Source organism: Azospirillum ramasamyi (assembly GCF_003233655.1).
In the GTDB taxonomy this organism is placed as follows: domain Bacteria; phylum Pseudomonadota; class Alphaproteobacteria; order Azospirillales; family Azospirillaceae; genus Azospirillum; species Azospirillum ramasamyi.
Genome location: NZ_CP029832.1, coordinates 601,724 through 625,523 on the forward strand (window position 1 = coordinate 601,724; position 23,800 = coordinate 625,523).

20 protein-coding genes and 2 pseudogenes are annotated in these 23,800 nt (G+C 67.2%); 17 read left to right on the top strand and 5 right to left on the bottom strand.

The features are described 5' to 3' along the window. Window positions 1-97: 97 nt before the first annotated feature. Both DM194_RS22035 and DM194_RS22045 read right to left on the bottom strand, forming a co-directional pair. Window positions 98-571, bottom strand: a pseudogene (locus tag DM194_RS22035) (transposase); the annotation flags it as partial. 544 nt (window positions 572-1,115) lie between these two features. Further along, window positions 1,116-2,387, bottom strand: a complete 1,272-nt coding sequence (locus DM194_RS22045) for an amidohydrolase/deacetylase family metallohydrolase (RefSeq protein WP_111069678.1) — start codon at window positions 2,385-2,387, stop codon at window positions 1,116-1,118. Window positions 2,388-3,090: 703 nt separating this feature from the next. On the opposite strand from DM194_RS22045, the gene DM194_RS22050 reads away from it, so the two are divergent. From DM194_RS22050 to DM194_RS22110, 14 genes are all read left to right on the top strand, one after another. Further along, on the top strand, window positions 3,091-4,680 hold the full coding sequence (locus DM194_RS22050) for a gamma-glutamyltransferase family protein (RefSeq protein WP_111069679.1): 1,590 nt from the start codon (window positions 3,091-3,093) through the stop codon (window positions 4,678-4,680). A gap of 44 nt (window positions 4,681-4,724) precedes the next feature. Next, the gene (locus DM194_RS22055) at window positions 4,725-5,879 is read left to right on the top strand and encodes an ABC transporter substrate-binding protein (RefSeq protein WP_111069680.1); all 1,155 of its coding nucleotides are present in this window, start codon (window positions 4,725-4,727) and stop codon (window positions 5,877-5,879) included. Between the two features lie 39 nt (window positions 5,880-5,918). Next, on the top strand, window positions 5,919-6,791 hold the full coding sequence (locus DM194_RS22060; protein WP_111069681.1) for a branched-chain amino acid ABC transporter permease: 873 nt from the start codon (window positions 5,919-5,921) through the stop codon (window positions 6,789-6,791). Continuing rightward, the gene (locus DM194_RS22065) at window positions 6,788-7,825 is read left to right on the top strand and encodes a branched-chain amino acid ABC transporter permease (RefSeq protein WP_111069682.1); all 1,038 of its coding nucleotides are present in this window, start codon (window positions 6,788-6,790) and stop codon (window positions 7,823-7,825) included. The genes DM194_RS22060 and DM194_RS22065 overlap by 4 nt, the downstream gene beginning before the upstream one ends. Continuing rightward, window positions 7,822-8,625: an ABC transporter ATP-binding protein gene (locus tag DM194_RS22070; protein WP_111069683.1), complete on the top strand. Its 804-nt coding sequence runs from the start codon at window positions 7,822-7,824 to the stop codon at window positions 8,623-8,625. The genes DM194_RS22065 and DM194_RS22070 overlap by 4 nt, the downstream gene beginning before the upstream one ends. After that, complete coding sequence (locus DM194_RS22075) at window positions 8,612-9,316, top strand: ABC transporter ATP-binding protein (RefSeq protein WP_111069762.1); 705 nt, start codon at window positions 8,612-8,614, stop codon at window positions 9,314-9,316. Before DM194_RS22070 ends, DM194_RS22075 begins: the two co-directional genes overlap by 14 nt. 24 nt (window positions 9,317-9,340) lie before the next feature. Then, window positions 9,341-11,722: a xanthine dehydrogenase family protein molybdopterin-binding subunit gene (locus tag DM194_RS22080; protein ID WP_111069684.1), complete on the top strand. Its 2,382-nt coding sequence runs from the start codon at window positions 9,341-9,343 to the stop codon at window positions 11,720-11,722. Continuing rightward, a complete protein-coding gene (locus tag DM194_RS22085) occupies window positions 11,719-12,531 on the top strand; it encodes an FAD binding domain-containing protein (RefSeq protein ID WP_111069685.1) in 813 nt (270 codons plus the stop codon). Before DM194_RS22080 ends, DM194_RS22085 begins: the two co-directional genes overlap by 4 nt. Further along, on the top strand, window positions 12,528-13,016 hold the full coding sequence (locus DM194_RS29075; protein WP_176581478.1) for a 2Fe-2S iron-sulfur cluster-binding protein: 489 nt from the start codon (window positions 12,528-12,530) through the stop codon (window positions 13,014-13,016). Before DM194_RS22085 ends, DM194_RS29075 begins: the two co-directional genes overlap by 4 nt. Window positions 13,017-13,020: 4 nt before the next feature. After that, complete coding sequence (locus tag DM194_RS29080) at window positions 13,021-13,632, top strand: SRPBCC family protein (RefSeq protein WP_176581479.1); 612 nt, start codon at window positions 13,021-13,023, stop codon at window positions 13,630-13,632. A 55-nt stretch (window positions 13,633-13,687) separates the two neighbouring features. Next, window positions 13,688-14,857 carry an amidase gene (locus DM194_RS22095; RefSeq protein WP_111069686.1) on the top strand — a complete coding sequence of 390 codons (1,170 nt, stop codon included), beginning with the start codon at window positions 13,688-13,690 and terminating at the stop codon, window positions 14,855-14,857. An 11-nt stretch (window positions 14,858-14,868) separates the two neighbouring features. Next, complete coding sequence (gene hpxZ / locus DM194_RS22100; RefSeq protein ID WP_111069763.1) at window positions 14,869-15,249, top strand: oxalurate catabolism protein HpxZ; 381 nt, start codon at window positions 14,869-14,871, stop codon at window positions 15,247-15,249. A gap of 100 nt (window positions 15,250-15,349) precedes the next feature. Beyond that, on the top strand, window positions 15,350-15,835 hold the full coding sequence (locus DM194_RS22105; protein ID WP_111069687.1) for a MarR family winged helix-turn-helix transcriptional regulator: 486 nt from the start codon (window positions 15,350-15,352) through the stop codon (window positions 15,833-15,835). A 53-nt stretch (window positions 15,836-15,888) separates the two neighbouring features. Continuing rightward, entirely contained in the window at window positions 15,889-17,052 is a 1,164-nt protein-coding gene (locus tag DM194_RS22110) for a YlbE family protein (protein WP_111069688.1), read from the top strand. 293 nt (window positions 17,053-17,345) lie between these two features. Here the strand turns inward: DM194_RS22110 and hdhA are convergent. Together hdhA and DM194_RS22120 are read right to left on the bottom strand one after the other, a co-directional pair. After that, window positions 17,346-18,116: pseudogene (hdhA, locus tag DM194_RS22115) on the bottom strand (7-alpha-hydroxysteroid dehydrogenase). A 296-nt stretch (window positions 18,117-18,412) separates the two neighbouring features. Then, window positions 18,413-19,393: a zinc metalloprotease HtpX gene (locus DM194_RS22120; protein WP_111069689.1), complete on the bottom strand. Its 981-nt coding sequence runs from the start codon at window positions 19,391-19,393 to the stop codon at window positions 18,413-18,415. Between the two features lie 224 nt (window positions 19,394-19,617). Between DM194_RS22120 and DM194_RS22125 the strand changes: the two genes are divergently transcribed. Beyond that, a complete protein-coding gene (locus DM194_RS22125; protein ID WP_111069690.1) occupies window positions 19,618-21,006 on the top strand; it encodes a histidine-type phosphatase in 1,389 nt (462 codons plus the stop codon). Between the two features lie 72 nt (window positions 21,007-21,078). On the opposite strand, the gene DM194_RS22130 is transcribed toward DM194_RS22125, so the two are convergent. Further along, the gene (locus DM194_RS22130) at window positions 21,079-21,822 is read right to left on the bottom strand and encodes a HisA/HisF-related TIM barrel protein (protein WP_111069691.1); all 744 of its coding nucleotides are present in this window, start codon (window positions 21,820-21,822) and stop codon (window positions 21,079-21,081) included. Here DM194_RS22130 and DM194_RS22135 point away from each other — a divergent pair. Then, complete coding sequence (locus tag DM194_RS22135) at window positions 21,821-22,852, top strand: ATP-grasp domain-containing protein (protein WP_111069692.1); 1,032 nt, start codon at window positions 21,821-21,823, stop codon at window positions 22,850-22,852. The two genes, DM194_RS22130 and DM194_RS22135, sit on opposite strands and share 2 nt — an antisense overlap. A gap of 226 nt (window positions 22,853-23,078) precedes the next feature. Further along, a complete protein-coding gene (locus DM194_RS22140; RefSeq protein WP_111069693.1) occupies window positions 23,079-23,729 on the top strand; it encodes a DedA family protein in 651 nt (216 codons plus the stop codon). The last annotated feature ends 71 nt before the right edge of the window (window positions 23,730-23,800 follow it).

Consider the following 23,800-nt stretch of genomic DNA (forward strand, 5'->3'; position numbering starts at 1 on the left):
CTGGAATATTTTCAGCAACTCTGCGAAAATATTCGGCAGCATATGACTTTGTCGCGCAAATGGGCGTGGGAACGGAGTCTGCCGGGGGCGGTGGTGATCAGGCAACCTTGCGGGAGATTGGCATTCCCAAACTGGTCATGATGTTCATGACCTTGCCGCCGGCGGCGGCCTCGACTTTCCGGGTCGGCAGAACCCGGGAGCGCAGGCCGCGGCCGATCAGTTGCTTGTAGCGCATCATCGCCACTTCGCCCAAGGAGCGGCGTCCGTAGTGGGCGGCCCTCTGCCAGCCGAGCCGACCACACCCGGCGATCATCTGGATGTGACGGTCGCGCTGCGTGGGAGCGCTGGCGGTGGTGTCGCTCGGCACCACGGTCGAGCGTGACGGGATGATCACCTCTGCGTCAGGGCTGTGGGCGGCCACGGCACGGTAGACCGGCTCGCCGTCGAAGGCTCCGTCCGCCAGCAGTGTGCCGATCAAACATGGGATCTGGGCGAGCAACGGCCCGACCAGAGAGGCGTCCCCCTCCTCGTTGCTCGTCAACTCCGAGGCGAAATCCTCGCCGGTGTTAGGGGCGGTTTGCGATGATGAGGATTACAGTTGCCGGGAAAGCCGGAGCGGTTCAGTGAGTACAGGGTGGCTTTGACACACGAACTTGGTGCCCCCCCGCTTCTTCATGGCGCCGGCCGCGTCCCAGTACAACGCACGGCGTAGCGCCGGAAGCCGAAGCCGGACTCGCCCTCGCAATGCTCCACCACGAAAGCAGCCCGTTTAGTGACGATGCGGCTTCCGGCTCCGAGCGGGGAGGCATGCGACAATTCCAGCATCATACGCTGCCGACGCTGCGGCTGGGACAGCAGCAGGGCGCGGGCTTCCCCCAACCGCCGCCCCCCGGCGTCGCGACAGCGGGCCGGGATATCGAACATCCAAAAGACGAGTGCAGTCTCGGGCATGGGTGGCGACCTCATTGGATGGAGAGGTATTCATGTGCCGAACTCGCCTCTGGCCCGGATTTCCCCGGTTGCGAGGAGGAGGGTGCTTTCCGCGCAGCGGTGATAACCCCTTCCTTGAAGACAGGGAGGTTCGCAGAGCGCGCCATCGTTCCAAAGACCGCACCTTACGCAGCGTCCGGAATCGGCTTAGGCAGCAGCGGACTGTCCACCTCCTCCAGCACCCCGTTGCGCAACGAGAAGGCCGGAACGATCATCTCCGACGCGGTCACCCGCTCCCCGCTGTTGTCGCTGAGCTGCCAGCGGCCCGCCTTGACCTCCAGCACTGCCACGTCGGCTACCATCCCCGGTGTCAAAGCGCCGATCTCGTCGGCCATGCCCAGCATGGCGGCGGGGTTGCTGGTCACCGTCTTCACAACGTCGCCCAAAGCCATGCCCAGCGTCAGAAGCTCGGTCATTGCGTGTGACAGGCTGAAGGGAGCGACTCCATAGAAGGGGTTGATCTCACGGTCGCCGCCCGTCCCGGCCGTTGGGACCTTCACATTGTATCCATGCAGGTCCGCGCCCAGCGTATAGGGCAGGATGCCCGCCGCCAATGTCCGCCGCGCCATCTCGAAGCTGAAGTGCGAGCCGTGACCGACATCCACGGTCAACCCGCGCTTCAACGCCTTGTAGATGACGGGATGCACCTCGCCGGTGCGGGTGGAGATGAAGCCGCCGGGGTGACGGGTGAAGGGATGGGCAAGGATGTCGCGCGGATCCAGAAGCGGAACAAGTTCCTCCACAAGCATGTCAGGATCGACCGCCTCGCCCCCCTCCACCTCCGGCCAGAGCTGGCCAAGGTGGACGTAAAGCGGTACGCCGATCCCGTCCGCGATGCGTTTGGCCTGCTTGATGACGTCCAGCCCCCAGCGTGAGGCGCCGCCGACCTCCGCATGGGCCTTGATGCCCTTCACGATGTCGCGGTTCTCGCGTCCGACGCGGATGGTGGCATCCACATCCACGCAATCCGGGCGGTAGAGCTGCGGGTAATAATGACCCTCCAGCCCGCCGACCAGATAGGCCGACAGGAAACACAGCGTGCGCGAGCGCGCCGGTTCGGCGATGAAGCGGCGGAAAGCCGGCAGGGTCATCAGGCTCGGCCCGCCCTGGTCCACCAGAGTCGAGACGCCGGAGCGCACGCCCACCATGTCCGGGTTCAGGCCGAAACGCCCGGTCACCTTCTCGAAGACGTGCGCGTGGGTATCGATCAGGCCCGGCGTCACGAGCTTTCCGGAAACATCGAGGATGGTGTCGGCGCCATCGTCGGGCAGCCGTTCCGCCACTGCCGCGATGCGGCCCCTCGCAACCGCCAGATCGCCGACCAGATCAAGCCCGTTGGCCGGATCGAGAATCCGCCCGCCGCGCAGTAGAAGGTCGAACGTGTGCGTGTCTGACATAACCCACCCATTTGCGCTGGTTTTCATCCGATACTCGCTTGAGCAAGGGGCATGCCAAGATGGATGGCGTCTCTGGAGGGTGGAAAAAATCAGCATGCTGACAAATGATCACCTATTGAGCATCCGGTGTTTAAAATATGCCCAATACGGTATGCCAGCGTATTGAAAGAGCGCAGCGGAACAGATCACTTTCAACAGCATACTGACGAATTGTCATGCGCAAGGAAGCAAAGAACCCTGCTGCCGATTTGTGCATGCACGCAGCGTCCGAGGTGCGGAATCAGGTTTCCAGACGGTTCTCTGCCCTTGCGATCCCCCATGCGACGGGGTGCGCCCAATGGTTCGGCCCGCAACGGAAATCATCAGCATACTGACTGATGCCTGTGCGTTGGGCAGTGATTGCGCAGGAATGGAGCGGATTGCGAAAGCCATCTCGACTCATGATTGAACATTGGATTTCAAGAGGATTTGCCCGCACCCATTGGCATCGGGCCACGATCCGCTGAACCTGCTTGCCCAACAATGGGGCACTTTCAGGGTTCCGGACACTGCCCTGCCCATCCTCCAGTCGATCCGGAATGCGCAGCATGCCAACGGTTGGCACGCCGTTCGCAAAAGGGTGGGAAACCAACGGGAAAAGTCGGATATCCGCAAAAATGGCAGGGCTACTCTCCATTCCGCGTCCCTCCTCAGTGAGGTTCCCATGCTGAACACGCCGCGCAGTCGCAGGGGAATGGTCACCTCTCCGCATCATCTCGCCAGCCAAGCCGGCCTCCAGATTCTGCGCGACGGGGGAACTGCCGTCGAGGCGGCGGTCGCGGTCGCTGCGGCGTTGGCCGTCGTCTACCCGCACATGACAGGCATCGGCGGCGACGGTTTCTGGCTGATTGCCGAACCGGGACGCGACCCTGTCGCCATCGACGCCTGCGGCGGGGCGGGCAAGGCAGTCTCGCTCGATCTCTACCGGCGCAACGGCCATGCGGCGGTTCCCTGGCGCGGGCCGCTGGCGGCGAACACGGTCGCCGGCACCATCGACGGCTGGCGCGAGGCGCTGGCCGTCAGCGCCGGCTGGGCCGATCCGCTACCGCTTGCCCGCATCCTCGAGGAGGCCATCGCTCATGCCGAGCAGGGAATTCCCGTAACCGCCAGCCAAGAGGCGCTGACCCGCCAGAAGCTGCACGAGTTGAAGGAGGTTCCCGGCTTCGCCAGCACGTTTTTGCCGGACGGAGACGTGCCGCGCGAGGGCTCCACGCTGAAACAAGCCGCCTTGGCCTCCACATTGCGCCGGCTGGCGGCAGAGGGGCTGGACAGTTTCTACCGCGGGCCGCTCGCCGTCTCCATCGCAGCGGATCTGGAACGCGCCGGGTCGCCACTGGCCGCGGCGGACCTGGCGGACCACGCGGCCCACCGCCGCTCGGCACTTTCTGTCGGCGTGCGCGGGGCGCGGCTGTTCAACCACCCGCCGCCGACGCAGGGGCTGGCCTCCCTGATGATCCTGGCCCTGTTCGACCGGCTGGCCGTGACGGATGGCGAAAGCTTCGACCACATCCACGGGCTGATCGAGGCGACCAAGCAGGCTTTCCTCGTCCGAGACCGCGAGGTTGGCGACCCTGCCCATATGCGGCATGAGGCGCGGAGCTTCCTGGACGCTGACGCGCTGGACAGGCTGGCGTCGACCATCGACCGTACCCGCGCACTGCCCTGGCCCCATGTGGCGAAGCCGGGCGACACGGTGTGGCTGGGCGTGATCGACGGGCAAGGCCGCGCCGTCAGCATGATCCAGAGCGTCTATTTCGAATTCGGCTCCGGCCTCGTCCTGCCGGAAACCGGCATCACCTGGCAGAACCGCGGCGCCTCCTTCCGCTTGGCCGAGGACGGCTGGAATGCGCTGTCGCCCGGCCGCAAGCCCTTCCACACGCTGAACCCCGCCATGGCCCGTTTCGATGACGGGCGCTGCATGGTCTACGGCACCATGGGTGGCGAAGGACAGCCGCAGACGCAGGCAGCGGTCTTCTCCCGCTATGCGATGTTCGGACAGGGGTTGCAGGCCGCCGTCACGGCGCCGCGCTGGCTGCTCGGCCGTACCTGGGGCGAGAACAGCGTGACGCTGAAGTTGGAAAGCCGCTTCGATCCCGCTCTGGTCGCCGCCCTGCAGGACGCGGGACACGAGGTCGAACTGCTTGATCCGTTCACGAGCACCATGGGGCATGCGGGCGCCATCGTCCGCCATGCCGACGGAACGCTGGAGGGGGCGACCGATCCCCGCAGCGACGGCGGGGTAGCCTCCTGGTGACCGCCGACCCGAGGGTTCAGATCAATATGAGGGGGCTAGACGACATGCGAACGATGAAGACCACCGCGTTGCTGCTGGGCACCGTGCTGTTTGCACCTGGGATCGCCCATGCGCAGGACACCATCAAAATCGGCGTCAGCCAACCCCTGACCGGCGCAGTCGCCGCCTCGGGCAACTACGTCGCCAATGGCGCGCGGGTCGCGGAGGAGGTCGTTAACGCCAATGGCGGCGTCCTGGGCAAGAAGATCCAGCTCATCATCGAGGACAACAAGAGCAACCCGAAGGAAGCCGTCGCCTCGGCCGAGAAGCTGATCGTGCGCGACAAGGTCCCGGTGTTGATGGGCGCCTGGAGTTCCACCTTCACCCTGGCGGTCATGCCGAAGCTGATGGAGTACAAAGTGCCGATGGTGGTCGAAACCTCTTCCTCGACCAAGGTCACCACCTCGGGCAACCCCTGGGTCTTCCGCATCGCCCCGACCTCCGCCATGGAGGCCAAGTCCTTCGCGGAAAAGCTCGACCATTTCCAACCGGCCATCCAGAAGGCCGACTTCCTAGCGGTGAACAACGACTTCGGGCGCGGCTCGGCGGACGAGTTCCGCAAGATGCTCCAGGCGCAAGGTATCAAGATCGGCGTCACCGAAACGATGGCGCCGGAGGCCACCGACATGTCGGCCCAACTCTCCAGCATCAAGCAGTCGGGCGGCGATACGCTGTTCGTCACCACGGGCGTCGAACAGATCACCCTGATCCTGAAGCAGGCGGCGGAGCTGCGCCTGCCGCACCGGATCATCACCAATGGCGGTTCCTCCTCCCCCGACCAGCTCATCGCGCAGGCGGGGGAGGCGGCGAACGGCGGCTATTTCACACTGTTTTTCGCTCCCTGGTTTCCGGAGAAGGCGATGCACCCGCAGGTCGCCAAGACCTTCGTCGATGGCTGGAACAGCAAGGGCTACGACTTCGCCGGCCTGACGGAGGGCTACCGCGGCTATGACGGCATCATGACTATCGTTGAGGCCATCAAAAAGGCGGGCAAGGCCGAGCCGCAGGCCATCCGCGACGCGCTGTGGGCCGTCAAGCTGGAAGGCGTGAACGGCGACATCGCCTTCAGGAAGGACGGCCCGGAAGGCAAGGAGAGCGGACAGAACGAGGCCAACGTCTACGTCGTCCAGGTGAAGGACGGCAAGGTGACGATGCCGTAAACACCCCGCCAGAAACCCCCAGAGGGATGGAGACAAGCGGTGGAAGATCACCTACAGCACCTTCTGAACGCCGTGGTCCTGGGCGGAACCTACGCGCTGCTGGGAATCGGCCTGACGCTGATCTTCGGTATCATGCGCGTGGTCAACTTCACCCATGGCGAACTCTACACCTTCGGCGCCTACATGGCCTACATGCTGGCCGGAATGATGGGGCTGAACTTCTTCCTGTCGCTGGCGGTGGCTGCCGCGCTGGGCATGGCGCTGGGCGCGCTGATCGAAATCACGCTGCTGCGCCCGCTGAAGGGCGCCGACATCGACACCACCATGCTGGTGATGATTGGCGCCGGCATCGCCATGCAGGCTGGGGAGCAACTGGTCTGGGGCGGCGTCGCGAAGTCCGTCCCCAGCCCCTTCCCGATCGAACCGGTGGTCCTGGGATCGGTGTCGGTGGGCATGAACAGGCTGTTCGTTCTGGGCGTGGCGCTGCTGCTTCTGGGCGGCTTCTACCTGCTCATCAACCGGACGAAGCTGGGCGTCGCCATGCGCGCCACCTTCCAGGACCCGGACACGGCGGCGCTGATGGGTGTCAACCGCGGGCTGATGTACACGCTGACCTTCGCGCTCGGCTCCGGCCTCGCCGCCACGGCGGGGGCACTGCTCGGCCCAATCTTCGTGGTCACGCCGACCATGGGCGATCTGGTTGCGTTGAAGGCCTTCGCCATCGTGATCCTCGGCGGGCTGGGCAACATCCCTGGCGCCACCATCGGCGGCTTCGTCCTGGCTCTGGCCGAAGAGTTCGGCGCCGGATACCTGTCGTCAGGCTACCGCGACGCCATGGGCTTCCTGCTGATCATCGCCGTGCTGATCGTGCGGCCCCACGGACTCTTCGCCATGAAGGAGCGGATCGGATGACGACGCGCCTTTCTCCCTGGCTGTTCGTCCTGGTCATGGCGGTGTTTCCGCTGTGGCTGGGCGACCAGTACATTCTTTACATCCTGACCTCGACCGGCATCTTCATCATCGGGGCGATGAGCCTGAACCTGCTGCTGGGCTACACCGGCCAGCTCAGCCTCGGCCACATCGCCTTCTTCGGGATCGGGGCCTACACAAGCGCGCTGCTGTCGCTCGGCTTCGATCTCGATCTCGGCGGGGAGCAACCCTTCGTGATGGCGCCGCAGCCGGTGTGGGTGGCATTCCTCGGTGGCATTCTGGTGGCGGCGCTGTTCGGCTTCCTGATCGGCAAGCTCGCCTTCCGGGTGCGCGGGGCGTACTTCGTCATCGTCACCATCAGCTTCGCCCAGGTGATGCGCATGGTCGCGCTGAACTGGGTGGATCTGACCGAAGGGCCGATGGCGCTGAACAACATCCCGCCGCTGTCGGTCTGGCTGCCCTGGGACGGGGTGATCCCGCTCTACCGGAAGGAATACAATTACCTCCTGGTGCTGGCGGTCGCGGTGGTCTGCTTCCTGGTGATCCAGCGGCTGGTGCAGTCGAGGGTGGGCCGGGCGCTGGTGGCGCTGCGCGAGAACGAATCGCTGGCGCGCTCGGTCGGCATCGACGTGACACGCTATCTGGTCGTCGCCACGGTCATCGCTGCGGCCATGGCCGGGGCTGCCGGCGGGCTCTACACCCATTACATCCGCATCGTCGACCCGGACGTCTTCATGTTCATCTACACGGTGACCATGGTCATCATGGTGGTGACGGGCGGCAAGGGCACCCTGGCGGGTCCGATCGTCGGCGGTCTTGCCTTCGGCATCCTGCCCGAGTTGCTGCGCGAGGTGGCGCGACCCGAGTTGCAGTGGATCATCTATGGCGTCGCCATGATCGTGGTCGTCTTCTTCCTGCCGCAGGGCATCGTTCCGGCGGTGTCGAACTGGGTCGCCAGCCGCCGCAAGCGCGTCGCCGCCACGGCGCTGGGACTGCGGAAGGAGACCTCGGCATGAGCCTCGCCCTCGACACCACGAGCGCGGCGATCCTCGAGGTGTGCGAGGTCGCCGTCCACTTCAGCGGTCTGGTCGCCATCGCCTCGATGAGCTTCGCCGTGCCGGAGGGGGAAATCGTCAGCCTGATCGGCCCCAATGGGGCGGGCAAGACGACGGCCTTCAACGTCATCACCGGCTTCCTGAAGCCGACCGGCGGGCGGGTGCTGTTCCGCGGCACCGACCTGACGCGCCTGTCCTCCAACCGCATCGCCGGCCTAGGCGTCGTGCGCACCTTCCAGCGCACCAGCATCTTCGCGGGCTGCACCGTCTTCGACAACGTGCTGACCGGAATGCACCGGCAGGGCCGGACGGAAACCTGGGGGGCGCTGCTGCGGCTCGCGTCCGTGCGGGCGGAGACGGAGCGAATGCGGGCCGCGGTGGCGGAGATCCTGAACTTCGTCGGCCTGTCCCACCGCGCCGAAGAACTGGCCGGCAATCTCGCCTATGGCGAGCAGCGGCTTCTCGGCATCGCCATCGCGCTGGCCGCCGACCCCAAGCTGCTGCTGCTGGACGAGCCCGCCGCCGGTCTGAACCCGTCAGAGACGGAAGCCTTCATGGCGGTGGTCCAGCGCATCCGCGACCGCGGCGTGACCATCCTGCTGGTGGAGCACGACATGCGTATGGTCATGACCATCTCCGACCGCGTGGTGGTGCTGAACCATGGGCGCATCATCGCCGAAGGTTCGCCGGAGGTGATCCGCGCCAACCCGGACGTGATCCAGGCCTATCTGGGCCAGGGGGTGAAGCATGCTAAAGGTTGAGGGGATCACCGTCTGCTACGGCCAGATCCCGGCGCTCCGCAACGTCTCGCTGACGGTGGAGGAGGGAGAGCTGGTCACGCTGATCGGCGCCAACGGGGCGGGCAAGACCACGACGTTGCGCGCCATCAGCGGGCTGCTTCCGCTGACCACGGGCCGCATCACCTTCGATGGGCGGGAGATCGGCAACGCTTCTCCCCGCACGGTGCTGGCGCTCGGGGTGGCGCACTGTCCGGAGGGGCGGCGCGTCTTCCCCCACCTGACCGTGCGCGAGAACCTGGAGATGGGCGCCTATCTGCGCCGCGACCATCAGGCGGTGGCCCAGGACCTGGAGCGGCTGTTCCACCGCTTTCCCCGCCTGAAGGAGCGGCTGAACCAGCACGCCGGGACCATGTCGGGCGGCGAGCAGCAGATGCTGGCCATCGCCCGGGCACTGATGTCGCGCCCGAAGATCGTGCTGTTCGACGAGCCGTCGCTGGGCCTCGCCCCCAACCTCGTTGAGCGCACCTTCGAGATCGTGTCGGACATCCGGCGGGAAGGGACCACCGTGCTGATGGTCGAGCAGAACGCCTACGCCGCGCTCGACATGTGCGACCGCGCCTATCTGCTGGAAAGCGGGCAGGTGATGGAGCAGGGCACCGGGCAGGCCATGCTCGCCAACGACCACATTCAACGCGCCTATCTGGGCGGCTGAGAAGAAGAACGAGAGGGTCACGGAATGGGAGAGGTTTGCACCTCCGGGTCTGGCGCCGGTTCCGGCGTTGGCGCCCGGGTCCGCCGCAAGGAGGACGACCGATTGCTGCGCGGGCGCGGCCGCTTCGTCGGCGACATCGCTTTGGTCGGCATGAAGGAGTTGGCCTTCGTGCGCAGCCCGGTCGCCCACGCCACCATCACCGGCATCGAGATTCCGAAGGAGCACCGCGGCGCCGTCTTCACCTGGGCGGATCTGGCGACTGGCGGCGTGAAGCCGATCCGCGCCGTCTCGGGCCTGCCCGGCTTCAAGGTGTCGGAACAGCCGGTGCTGGCCGACGGAAAGGTGCGCTTCGTGGGCGAGCCGGTGGCCGTCTGCGTCGCCGCCACCCGCGCTGAGGCGGAGGATATCGCAGCCTCCGTCCTCGTCGATTACGCCGAACTTCCGGTGAATTCCGATATGCTGGAGGCAGTGAAGCCCGGCGCACCGAAGGTGCACGATCACTGGCCGGACAACGTGTTCCTGGAGACCAACACCGGCGGAAACATCGCGGAGATCGCGGCCACCGCCCCGGTGAGGGTGTCGCGGACCATCCGCACGGCGCGCCAGTGCATGGTGCCGCTGGAAGGAAAGGGCGTGGTCGTCCACTGGGACCGCCACGTCGAGCAGCTCGTCCTGACCACCTCCACCCAGATGCCGCACATCGTGCGCGCCGGCCTGTCGGAATGCCTGGGCATCGACCAGGGGCTGATCCGCGTGGTGGCGCCGGACGTCGGCGGCGGCTTCGGCTGGAAGGGCCTGCTCCAGCCGGAGGAGGTCGTGGCCGCCTGGATCGCCATGCGCCTCGATCGCCCCATCCGCTGGACCGAGGACCGGCGGGAGCATCTGGTGGCCGCCGCCAACGCACGCGAGCATCATTACGAGATCACCGCCTACGCCGACGAGCGCGGGCGGCTGCTGGGGATTGAGGCCGACGCCTGGGTCGATGCGGGAGCTTATTCCGTCTATCCTTTTTCCGCCTGTCTGGAGGCCGCACAGATTGGCAGCATCCTGCCCGGCCCTTACGACTTCGCGCATTACCGCTGCCGCACCTTCTCCGTCTGCACCAACAAGCCGCCCATCGTCCCCTACCGCGGCGTGGCGCGGACTGGCGTGTGCTTCGCCATGGAGCAGATGATCGACGCGGTGGCCGACGCGGTGGGCCGCGAGCCGTGGCTGGTACGGCTGGAAAACCTCGTCCCGCCGGAGAAGATGCCCTTCGACAACGTGACGAAGAAGCATTTCGACAGTGGCGATTACCCCGAATCCGTCCGCCGCGCCGTCGCCGCCATCGAGCTCGACGGCTGGCGCGCCCGCCAGAGGACCGGGGAGCGCGATGGCCGGCTGATCGGCGTCGGCTTCGCCACCTATTGCGAGCAGTCGGCCCACGGCACCGCCGTCTATCATGGCTGGGGCATTCCCATGGTGCCGGGGCATGAGCAGGCGCAGGCCCGCATCACCCCGGACGGCGGGCTGGAGCTGCGCGTCGGCGTGCAATCGCACGGCCAGAGCATGGAAACCACCTTCGCCCAGGTCGCGCACGAGGTTCTGGGCATCCCGCTTGAAATGATCAAGCTGGTGCACGGCGACACCGGCCTGACGCCCTATTCGACGGGCACCTGGGGATCGCGCAGCATGGTCATGGCCGGCGGCGCCGTGGCCACCGCCTGCCGCACGCTCGCCGAGCGGCTGTGCAGGATCGGGGGGCATCTGATGCAGGCCGAGCCGGAAAGGGTGGTTCTCGAAGGCGGTGCGGTGAAGGCCGGGGCCGCCGCCGTGACGGTCCGGGAGATCGCCCACACCTGGTACCGCGCGCCGCAACTCCTCCCCGCCGACGTGGACTGCGGCGGGCTGGAGGTCACCGCCGGCTACAAGCCGGGCAGCGACCACGGCACCTTCTCCTATGCCACCCATGCCGTGGCGGTGGCCGTGGACCCGGAGATCGGTCAGGTCGAGATCCTCGATTACGTGGTGGTCGAGGATGCCGGAACCATGGTCAACCCAATGGTCGTGGATGGCCAGATCTATGGCGGCGTCGCCCAGGGAGTCGGCACCGCGCTTTACGAGCGGATGCCCTATGACGCGGAGGGCCAGCCGCTCGCCTCCACCTTCATGGATTACCTGATCCCCGGCTTCACCGAGGTCCCCCATGTGAGGATCATCCATATGCTGACGCCCTCGCCCTATACCGAGTTCGGCGTGAAGGGCATCGGTGAGGGCGGCGCCATTGCCCCGCCCGCCGCGCTTTGCAACGCCATCAACGACGCGCTGAAGCCGCTTGGCGCCAGCGTGACCAGCGCGCCGATGACTCCCGAGGTCATCCTCTCCGCCATTGCCGGACAACACGCCACCGGACGGGGTGCGGCATGAAGGCGGTCGATTTCGACTATGCACAGCCGGCCACGCTGGACGCGGCTTTGGAGCTTCTATCCCGCGAGGACGTGATGGTCCGGCCCGTGGCCGGGTCCCAGTCTCTCGGCCCGATGCTGAACCTGCGGTTGGCCCAACCGGAGTTGCTGGTGGACATCACCCGCATTCCGGAGCTTCAGGAGATCCGCCGGGAGGGCGACCGGCTGGCGATCGGGACCTGCGTCACCCATGCCCGGCTGGAGGACGGGGACTACCCGGACGTCACGCGCGGCGTGCTGCCGTCCGTGGCGGCGGTGATCGCCTACCGCGCGGTGCGCAACCGCGGCACCATCGGCGGCAGCCTTGCCCACGCCGACCCGGCGGCGGATTGGGTCAACGCCCTGACCGCGCTCGGCGCCGACGTGGTGCTGGCCGGCAGGGACGGGCGGCGCACGGTGCCGATGACCGACTTCATCGTGGGCGTGTTCGAGACGGCATTGCAGCCCGGCGAGATTCTTGCGGAAATCCATGTGCCTGCCCTATCGAACCAAGCGCGCTGGGGATACTACAAGGTCTGCCGCAAGACCGGCGAGTTCTCCCACGCGACCGGGGCGGCGCTGATCGATCCGGCACGCGGGCTGTGGCGCTGCGTTGCCGGGGCGACCAGCGGCAAGCCGGTGGTGATCGACGGCCCGGCCCTGTTCGAAGGGGGCTGCACGGAGGCGGCTATGGCCGCGCATCTTGCCGGCAGCCCCGCCGCCGCCGACCCCATCGCCCTTCGGACCCACACCGTCGCGCTGAAGCGCGCCATCGCGCAGGTGATGTCATGAGCGTCCACGCCAAAACCATCTCCCTGACCGTAAACGGTATGCCGGTCGAGGCCACCGTACCGCCGCGCCAGCATCTGGGCGACTTCCTGCGCGAGCGGGAATTGCTGACCGGCACCCACCTGGGCTGCGAACATGGCGTGTGCGGCGCCTGCACCATCCTGATCGACGGCGAGCCGGCCCGCTCCTGCATCACCTTCGCCGTCGCCTGCGCGGGGCGGTCCGTCACCACGGTGGAGGGGCTCGACGACGATCCGCTGGCGGCGGAACTGCGCGCGGCCTTTTCCGCGGAGCATGGACTCCAGTGCGGCTTCTGCACGCCGGGGATGCTGGTCGCGGCGCGCGACGTGGTGCTGCGCTGCCCGGACGCCGACAACCAGGCGATCCGAACGGCCATGAGCGGCAATCTGTGCCGCTGCACCGGTTATGTCGGGATCGTCAATGCCATCCGCCGCGTCATCGACGCGCGCAACACGAACGCGGGGTAAGCCAATGCCGACCTTGACCCAGACCCTTGCCGTCAATTTCCCGCGCGCCCGTGTCTGGCCGCTGCTGGGCGACGTGGAGCAGGTGATCACCTGTATGCCCGGCGCCTCCTTGACCAAGCCGCGCGAGGATGACCGGATCTTTGGGCAGATGCGCGTGAAGCTCGGCCCCATTGCCGCCACCTTCACCGGAGAGGGCACGCTGACGATGGACGCGGCGACCCGAACGGGCGTCATCCACGGCCAGGGAACGGACCCCAAGAACAATTCCCGCGCCAAGGCCGACGTGACCTTCGCGGTGCTGGAGGAGGGACAGGGCACCCGCATCGACCTGACCGTCGATTTCACCCTGACCGGCGTGCTGGCCCAATTCAGCCGCGGCGCCATCGTGCAGGAGATCGCCAACCGCCTGACCGCCGAATTCGCCCGCAACCTGGAAGCCAAACTCGCCGCGACGGCACCGGTGACGGCGGAGGCGGTGACAGCTCCGGTTACCGAGGCGCCGCCAACACCCAAGGAATTGAACGCTGGCAATCTGCTATGGGCCATGCTGAAGGATTGGCTGCGCGGCCTTTTCGGCAACCGGGGCCTGCAAGGCAACCACAGCCGCCCCCGATAACACCTCCCCCATCCCAGGGGATACCATCCGCGAACCCGAGACTCACACCCGCATCATGCCGAACGACCCTCTGAACGCCTTCGTTCCCCACGGTCTGGCCGAGGTTGCCGGAACCGCCGACGGCCCGCTGGCCGGGCTGCGCTTCGCAGTGAAGGACCTGTTTGACGTCGCGGGCCTTCCCACCGGAGCGGGCAACCCGGATTGGCTTCGCACCCACGACATTCCGCAGCATACCGCCCCGGCCGTGCAGCGCCTGCTGGACACCGGGGCGAATCTCGCCGGCAAGACCCTGACCGACGAATTGGCCTGGAGCTTGGCCGGCGAAAACGCCCATTACGGCACGCCGGAGAATCCGGAGGCCCCGGACCGCATCCCTGGTGGCTCGTCCAGCGGGTCGGCCTCCGCGGTGGCCGGCGGGGCGGTGGACTTTGCCATCGGGACCGACACCGGCGGGTCGATCCGACTGCCGGCCAGCTATTGTGGCCTCTATGGTATCCGGCCCACCCACGGAGCGGTTCCGCTGGAGGGCTCCGTCCCGCTGGCGCCGAGCTTCGACACCGTCGGCTGGTTCGCGCGGGACGCGGCGCTGCTTCACCGTGTCGGAGTGGTATTGCTGCCCCCGGCTCCTGCCGTTCCGCTACGCCGTCTGCTGGTGGCCGAGGACGCCTTCGCCGTCGCCGGCGAGGAGGTTCGCGCCGCCTTGGCTCCGGCCCGGGATCGGCTGCAGGAACGGTTCGGAAGCGCCACCGCGGTGACCCTGGCCCCGGAGGGGCTGGAGCGGTGGCGCCAGGTCTTCCAGACGCTTCAAGCCGCCGAAGCCTGGGCGGCGCATGGCGCCTGGATCGGTTCGGTGAAGCCCACCTTCGGACCGGGCGTGCGCGACCGCTTCGCCGCGGCAGCCACGCTCGACCCTGCCCTGACCCACGCCGCGGCGGAAACGCGGGAGAGCATTCGCCGGCGGATGGACGACCTGTTGGGAGCGGATGGGCTGATCGCCCTGCCCAGTGCGCCGGGCATTGCACCGCTGCGTGGCTTGTCGGGAGCCGCGGTGGACGCGGAGCGCGGGCGGGCGCTGGCGATCCTGTGCCCAGCCGGTCTGGCCGGTCTGCCGCAAATCTCCATCCCCGCGGCGCGGCTGAACGGCTGCCCGCTCGGCCTGTCGCTCATCGGCCCGCGCGGCAGCGATTCCGCGCTGCTGGCCATTGCCGAGGATCTTTTCGCATGATGTCTGAGACGATGGCGCCTGAGATCAACATCCCCGAGGTGGTGGCCGAGGTCACCGCCGCTTTCGAACGCTACGAACGCGCGCTGACCGCCAACGATGTGGCGGTGCTGGACGAGCTCTTCTGGAACAACCCCGCGACCCTGCGCTACGGCGTAGGGGAGAATCTGTACGGCTATGACGCCATCGCCGACTTCCGTCAGGGTCGCCCGGCAGCGGGGCTGGAACGGACGCTGCGCAACACCGTCGTCACCACCTATGGCCATGACATGGCGACCGCCAACACCGAGTTCACGCGCCCGTCCACCGAGCGTGTCGGACGGCAGAGCCACACATGGGTCCGCATGCCGGAGGGCTGGCGGATCGTTGCAGCCCATGTGTCGCTGATGGGCTGAAGGGTTTTGCATTCAGCCCCGGTTGCCGATCTCAGGGTCCGCTGCCATCCTTCCTGATACCCAAGCCGGCCCCCAAACCCGCACCGACGGACCGACCGCCATGAGTTTAGACGATCCCTTGATTGACGAGGCGTACCGCGTCCTGGCGGAGCGTCCCGGATTCCTGATCCGCCGCCTGCACCAGATTCACGTCTCCATGTTCGTCGAGGAGTGCGCGGAGTTCAACATCACCCCCGTCCAGTACAGCGTGCTGACCGCTCTGGCGGAACGGCCCGATCTTGATCAGGTGACGCTGGGCGCCCAAATCGGCATCGACCGCACGACCACCGCGGGCGTGCTGGCGCGGCTGGCCGAGCGCGGGCTGATCCAACGCCGGGCCAGCCCGGTGGACAAGCGCATGAGGCTGGCCGCCATCACCGCGGAAGGCCGGAAGCTGCTGCGCCGCATGGACAAGAAGGCCCAGCGCGCCCATGACCGCACCGTCGCCCCCCTGCCGAAGGAGGACCGGGCGGCCTTCCTTCGCTACCTGCTGCATCTGGTGGACGCCAGCAACGACTACGGACGCGCCCCGCTGCATCTGCCGTGATGGGAATCGCCCTTTCCGGGGGCGGAGAGGGATCGAACACAAGGAAACACGCGATGAATGACGCCACCGCGCGGGCCGTGGAACGGCTGTTGGCTGCCGTGCCGGTATGGGTGGAAACCGGGACCGCCGGGGAGAGGATCGGGCTGGACCGCCATACGCTGCTGCACGCTGGACCGCCATTCGCCGATCCGGCGGAGATCTGCGCGCCGATCCTCAACGCCGCCGCCGCGGCCCTGCTGTTCGAAGGCATGGCCGATGGGGTGGAGGAGGCCAAGGCCCTGGTGCGGAACGGCATGGTGAGCCTGCGCCCGGCACAGGATTTGGGCGTGGTCACGCCGCTCGCCGCCGTCGTGTCGCGATCGATGTGGTTGCATGTGGTGGAGGATGCGGGCGGCTCCGGCATCCGCGCTTACAGCCCTCTGAACGAGGGTGGCGGTCCTGCCCAGCGTTTTGGAATTGTCAGCGGGGCGGTGGTGGAGCGGCTGCGCCTGCTGCACGGGAGGATTGGCCCGGCGCTGGCCGCCATCGGGCCGGTGGAGCTTTCCGCCCTTGCCCGCGAGGCGATGGCGCAAGGGGACGAGTTGCACGGGCGCGTTGGGGTGGCCTCGGCGTTGCTGACCGACACGCTCGTGTCGCGGCTGGGGGGGGCCGGCGATGTCTGCGGATTCCTGAAGGAGGCCGGGCAGTTTTTCCTCAACCCTTGGATGGCCGCCTGCAAAGCGATGATGCTGACCGCGGACAGGGTGCCCGGGGCAACTCTGGTGACCTCGGCCGGCGGCAACGGAGTGCGATTCGGGCTGCGTCTGTCGGGCATGATGGGCAAGGGCTGGGCGAGCGCTCGCATCGCCGCCCCGCAGGGCCCCGACATTGGCGTACCCCGCCCGCGCCTGCCTGCTATTGGCGACAGCGCCGTCATTGATGCGTTAGGGTTCGGCGCGCTGGCGCTCGACACCGCGCCGCTGCTGCGGGTGGAGCTTGGTGCTGCCGCTGAAGCCATTATGGCGGCGGCCGATCACTTGCTCTGCGTAGAACATCCTGTTTTCGAGCGCCGTGTCGGCCTGGATGCCTGCGCCGTGCTGCCGGGCGGCCCCGTCCCGCCGGTCTGTCTGGCCGCCCTGCACGCGGCTGGGGAGGACGGGATCGTCGGGCGGGGGATTTGCTGGCACCCCCACTCCTGCCACGCCGACGCGGTAGCCGCGGTAGAGCGACTTGCCTAATCAGGAATATGGCTGGTTAATCGAAAGGCAGTTGGGCTCTGCGCCCCAGTAGGTCAGCAATCGGCGCAGTGAACCGCTCCGGTTTTATCGGAGGCCATTTGTCTTGACTCACGTTTCCATGGCGCCGTCCTCGGTTTGGGCATAGTACCGTGCAACGCACTCATGCGAATGTGCTCAACTCTGCGCTATATCGGTTCCACGGCACTTAATAAGGAGGCGTGGCGCGGCCAGCGGAACGCGCAGGCGGTATAACCCTCCGGCTATCGAGGACTCTGCTCGGGGGCAAGGTTGCCTCAGTCGAGTTCCTGGACTCCGCCGCCTGACACGGTCAGTATCTGGCCGCTGATCCAGGATGAGGCTTCCGAACAGAGGAAGAGAGCGGCCGCCGCGATATCGTCGCCTTCTCCAAGCCGTCCGAGCGGCGTGTGCTTCAACATGGCGCTCTCGCTTTCCGGTGTCAGCACGCTTTCGAGCGCCAGCGTCCTGATCGCGCCAGGAGCGATCGCATTGACCCGGATCCCTTTTGGTCCGAGATCGAAGGCCATGTTCCGGGTGAGGTGATTGACCGCCGCCTTGGACGAGCCATAGGAAGTCATTCGTTAGTTTTTGTTCTCCCCCGCCATCGAACTGATGGTGAGAATCGCTCCGCCCCCGGCGGCCTCGATGTGTGGCGCAGCGAGTTGGCAAAGGCGAAAAACCGAGAAAACGTTGAGATGATAGGCCCGGGCGAAATCGGACATCGGCATGTCGAATGGCTTGGGGCCGCCGCCGCCGGCATTGTTCACCAGGATGTGAAGAGCGCCGAAGATGTTTAAGGCGAAGGCGACCGAGGCGGCGCAATCCTCATCCTCCAACACGTTGCAGGCGGCGGCAACCGCACGCCCGCCGTTTTCGCGGATGCGGGCCGCGACGGATTCCGCCGCTTCGGCATGCAGGTCGGTCACGGCGACCGCCGCGCCCGCGGCGGCGAACATCTCGGCGATGGCTTTGCCGATGCCGGCACCCGCGCCTGTGACCAGGGCGGCCTTGCCATCCAAACGGAACATGGCGGGATCGTAAGGCATAAGCGCCTCCGTTCATGCCTCGGCATGGAGGTTGCCCCCAGTGTGGACAACTTTGTGCCTCGTCTCGATCGGGCACAAGCAAACCGTCGGCATGTTCTGGCCGGCTGCCTCGGCTCTCATGATACGGGCTCGGCGTGCGCAAGGTAAGTCGTGCAGAGTGGGTGCCGGGTCCTCGATATCGCTCGCCCCTAGCCGATCACATTCCGGCAGACCCTTCGTTCCAACAGATCCTCGACCGGTTGAGCGGGCGAGCCGGGTACGTCCGGCTCAGTTAGCGGCCGGTGTGCCGGCGACGCTCAGTGCCAGAGACCGGACGAGCGCCAGCGCGGCCGATGGGTGGGCGGCGCGAGGTGCCCGGGAGGTGTGACCGGCTGTTCCCCGAAGGGGGAGGGCAGGGGGGCGGCCTGCTGAAGCGCGAGAAGCCGCGCGATGCGTTCATCGGTGGCGGGGTGGGTGCGCAGCACGGACGGGTGCGGAGTCCGCCGGCCGGGGAACAGCATGTTCTCCCAGAAGCCGGGATCGTAGCGTCGGAGTTTGGCCAGGGCGGAAGCGAGGCCCAGGGGATCCCCGGTGATCGCGGCGGCATCCAGATCGGCGTCGAACTCCCGCGTTCGCGACAGGTTGAGTTGAATGAGCGTGTTGACGGAGGGCGCCCCGATGAGCAGCGCGATCAGCAGCCAGGGAAAATTCGCCTGTTGCGCCAGCATCAGCGGCAGGCTGGCGAACAGCAGGATCATGCCGGTGACCGCCATCGCCCCTGTCACCCGGCTGATGATGTCGGCCAGCCCCATGATGAACAGGTCATGGTTCCGGATATGGCTGATCTCATGGGCCAGGACGCCGATGAGTTCGCGCAGGTTCAGGCTCCGCAGGAGGCCGTCGGTCAGGACGATGGCGCTGCTCCGCGGCGAGCCGACGGTGAAGGCGTTCGGCACCGGCGTCGAGAGGTAATGCAGTTCGGGGATGCTGGGCAGCCCGGCCCGCTGGGCCAATACCGCGAGGGCCCTCTGAACCTCCGGAAGCTCGGCCCAGCCAAGACGCTGGGCGCCGTAGAGCCTGAGCATGACCTGGGGCGAGACGTTGCGGCCGAAGGCCAGGGCCGTGCCGAGGAGGAGGATCACCCACAGGATCCCCGCCGGACCGAAGAGCAACCAGCCGATGGTCGCGGCGAGCAGGGTCAGGCCTGCCACCAGCAGGATGGACTGCGCAACGTTTCGGAGCTTATTGCGGCGAAGCTCCTGTTCATCGAGGTGGCCCACATGCATGATGGTCCGCATTCCTTGGCTTCCAAGGAAGCAGATTGGGGGAGCCGGGCCTGCGGTCAAGCCGGCCCCCTGTCCATGCGATTCTTTGCCTTCCCCCTTGATCGGGACTGTACCCCGTCTACGTCAAGCGGAACATGCCGGCGTGCGTGCGGCCGATTTTGCATTCATCGATAACTCTTTGAAAATGCCTTGAAAAACTCCGCTTCCGCGCCCGCTTCCTCGAAGGATCGTCCGACATGGGGAACGTCAACGATGCGCGTCGCCTCCGGCTTGTGTTCCCGCTGCTTCTGACGCTGGTCGCGGGGCTCGCGGTTTTCACGCCGCCGTTTCCGGCCCTCTCCGCTGGGCCGCCGGACGACGGCTGGCTGGTGGAAAAGGTGGTCGTGCTGAGCCGCCACGGCATCCGCCCACCGACCGACAGCGCGAAGCTCGCGCCTTTGTCGGCCTCGCCTTGGCCGAGTTGGCCGGTGCCGGACGGATATTTGACCCCACATGGACGCGACGCCATGGTCCTCATGGGGGAATTCTATCGCCAGCGCTATGTGTCCGCCGGACTGCTACCGAGCCGGGGTTGCCCGGAAGCAGACACCCTGTTCGTGTGGGCCGACGTCTCCCAGCGGACAAGGGCAACGGGCGACGCGCTGCTCGCCGGACTGGCGCCGGGCTGCGACCGGAAGGCCGGGTTCCGGGCAGGTAGTGGCGACGACCCGCTTTTCGACCCCATCGGCGCCGGAATCGCCCATCTCGACCCGGCCCTCGCCCGACAGGCCATACTGGAGGCCATGGGCGGCAGAATAGAGGCCATGAAGGAAGGCTGGAACCCGCAACTTGCCGCGTTGGGCAATCTCCTCGAATGCTGCGGCGAACCCCTGTGCCTGGCGCAGCTCGGAAAGCCGGACTGCGCGTTCCAGGATCTGCCCTGGGCGATCGAGGTCAAGCAGAACGGCCGGAAGGTCGGTCTGTCCGGGCCGCTGGAAGACGCGTCGACCATCACGGAGGTCTTCCGCATGGAGTACGACGAGAACTTCCCGTCCGATCAGGTCGCCTGGGGCCGGGCGTCCACCCCTGTGGCGATCACCAGTTTGATGATACTGCACAAGGCGAAATACGATGTGGTGGAGCGTGTGCCTTACATCGCCCGGCTCGGCGCCTCGATGCTGCTGAGCCAGATCCGCATCGCGCTTGCCCAGGGCCAGGAGGCCCAAGATCCTGGAGCAGCGGCGAACGATGCCGGACCGCCGCCCGCCGCGATGACCGTGTTCGTCGGCCATGACACCAATCTGGCCGAACTCGGCAGCCTGCTCGGCCTGCACTGGAGCCTGGCCGGTTCACAGGAAGACGATACGCCACCCGGCGGGGCGCTGGTCTTTGAACGGCTGCGCAACCCGGCGGACGGAACACGCTATGTCCGGGTGTTCTTCATGGCGCAGACCATGGACCAGGTTCGGTTCCTGGCGCCGCTGACCGGGCCGGATGCCGCCGGGCCATTCGTCGCGCCGGTTCCGGTTCCGGGCTGCGCCCCGGCCGCCGGCATGGAATCGCTGTGTACCCTGGCCGATTTCGAGGCGTTCAGCAACCGCCGGATCGACCGCGACGCCACGACGACCCCGGACTATCGGCCTTGATCTCCCCGGCTCGTGCCTGGGGCGGTGCGCAGCTGGTGCCGGGTAAGGCACAGGCCGCGCCGCCGCCGGGCTTCACCCGTCCGCCGCCTCCCGACCGGCGGGACGCTGACCGGCGGTGAAGCGGGCGAGAGTCCCGGCATCGAGGCGCCGGTCGTGAAGCGCGCTGGCCACCAGCACGGCATCGGTTCCCTGCGCGGCCAGCGCGTCCAAATCCGCCGCGTCGCGCACTCCGCCGGCGCCCCAGACCCGCACTCCCGGACGTCGGGCCGCCAGCATGGCGATGCGGTCGAGATCCGGACCCTCGCCCGACCCGACACGGTCCAGCGTCATGGCGATCACCCGCCTGGGCCAGCGGGCAGGCTCCTCGTGCAGCGCCGCCGGACCCAGCGGCAATCCCCGCCGGACATCCAGAGACAGCGCCACCCGGTCGTCTCCGGCGAGCGCCAGCGCGGCTTCCAGCGTCGCGCCGTCGGTCTGGCTTTCGCTGCCGATCACCAGATGGCGCAGCCCGGCATCGAGCCAGCGGCGGCAATCGTCCGCCGTCGCCAGCCCGGCATCGACCCAGAAGGCGATCTCCGGCCAACGCGCCTGGAGAGCGGCCACGGTGGAGCGATGGTCGCCATGTCCGTGGATCGCGTCGAGATCGGCGACATAGCAGGCGCGGAAGGGTTGCAGCGCCAGCAGCGCAGCCACGATATCCTGGGGTGCCGAACCTGTGGTCAGCGCGCTTTCGATCGGGCGGTAGCGGTCGCGCTCTCCCCGCTTGGCGTGAACCACCTGTCCGCCCAGCAGGTCGATGACGGGAACGATGTCCATGAAGAACAGCCTTCGTCGGGTTCTGGTCTGCGAGTATGTCACCGGCGGCGCGCTGTGCAACGGGCCGCTTCCGCCCGACCTGATGGCGGATGCCAACGCGATGGTCGCGGCTCTGGTCGGTGATCTGATTGCGCTGGATGGCATTCATGTCATGCTGTGCCGGGACGAACGCCTCCCCCCACCCTCATTTCCGGCAGAGAGGGTCGCACTGTTCCCGGTGGCGCCGGGGGAGGATGCGGAGGCGCGCTGGCGGGCGGCGGCGGCCCTGTGCGACGTGGTCTGGCCGATCGCGCCGGAAAGCGACGGGTTGCTGGCTTCCGTCGCCGATCTGTTTCGCAGCACCGGCCGGCCGGTGGTCGCCTGTGCGCCCGACGCCATCGCGCTGGCCTCGTCGAAGGCGGCGACGGCGGCCCGGCTGGCCGCCCACGGCATCGAGGCCATCCCCAGCGTTCCCTTCGGCGCCCCGCCGCCGCCCGCCGCCCGTCATGTGGTGAAGCCGGACGACGGCGCCGGCTGCGTCGATACCTTCATCGTCGACGACATCGCGGCCTGGACGCCGCCGCATGCCGGCCGCTGGATCGTCCAACCGCTGGTCGAGGGTGAGGCCTGCAGCCTGTCGATGCTGGTCGACAATGCCGGCGGGGTGCGGCTGCTCGGCTGCAACCGCCAGAAGGTCGAGCGCGGGAATGGGCGGTTCGCCTTCCACGGCGTGGAAGTCGGGGTCATGGAGCACCGCCGTGCCGCCTGGGAGCCGCTGGCCCGTGCCATCGCCGCCGCCATTCCGGGTCTGCGCGGCTATGTCGCCGTCGATCTCATCGACCGGCCGGAAGCTCCAGAGCCGAACGGCCCGGTGGTGGTGGAGGTGAATCCGCGCCTCTCCGTCGGCTATGCCGGGCTGTCGCGGGTGCTGGGCTGGAATCCGGCGGGCGATATCCTGGCTCTGTTCGACGCCACATCGCCGGAGCCCGGCGTTGGATCGCCATGGCCATGGCCATCGTCAGGGCAGCCATCGTCAGGGCCATGGTTATAGCGGCCAGCGGCAACCCGGGGCGCTGGCGGTAACGGCCGTTCCGATGCGCAACCGCCACTTGCTTCGATTGCCCCGCATACGATAAACCGGATGTGATCGTATTCCGGGATTTCGGCAGCTTCACCGACATGGAAAAGGACTTGGCGCTTCTCATGACCGACTTGCATCGACGGCTCGTGGTCTGCCAGCGACCGGCAGGCATCGGGACGGCGCGGGCGCGAACGCCTTGCTGACGGGACTGCCTGATATCGCAGCCCAGGGGGCCGCTGCCGCCGCCTTCATCGAAACGCATGCGGACTGGGCGGAAGCCATCATCTTCCTCATGGCGTTTGCGGAGGGGTTGACGCTCGTCGGGCTTGTCATTCCCGGCGTGGTCATGCTGACCGCGGCCGGCGCGCTGGTGGCCGCGGGCGTTCTCGATTTCTGGTCGGTCTATCTGGCGATCGTGGGCGGCGCCATTCTGGGGGACGCCGCCTCCTACTGGCTGGGCCGCCGCTTTGGCGAGCATTTGTTCCGGTTATGGCCGTTGAACAGGAAGCCCGAACTGCGCCGCCGTGGCGAAGCCTTCTTCCAGCGTCATGGAAGCAAGAGCGTGTTCCTGGCCCGTTTCATCGGCCCGCTGCGCGCGGTGGTGCCGACGACGGCCGGTATGATGGCGATGCCCCATCGCAAATTTCAGACGTACAACGTCCTGTCGGCGGTGATCTGGGCCCCGCTGCTGATGTCGCCGGGCCATCTCGCCTGGACCGGCTACGATTTGAGCGGATTCGGTATCCGTACCGCACCGACGGCCGAAGGCAGTGCGGAGCAAGGCGCGGCGAAGTCCTGCGCCCCTGCCCCACCTGTTGCCGGGATGCCGGAACCAACGGGGTGTTGACCCCATCCTCGGCCTCACTGATACCGGCGAACGCTTGAACCGACCTTTCAAGCGTTCGCCGGCCGCCGCGC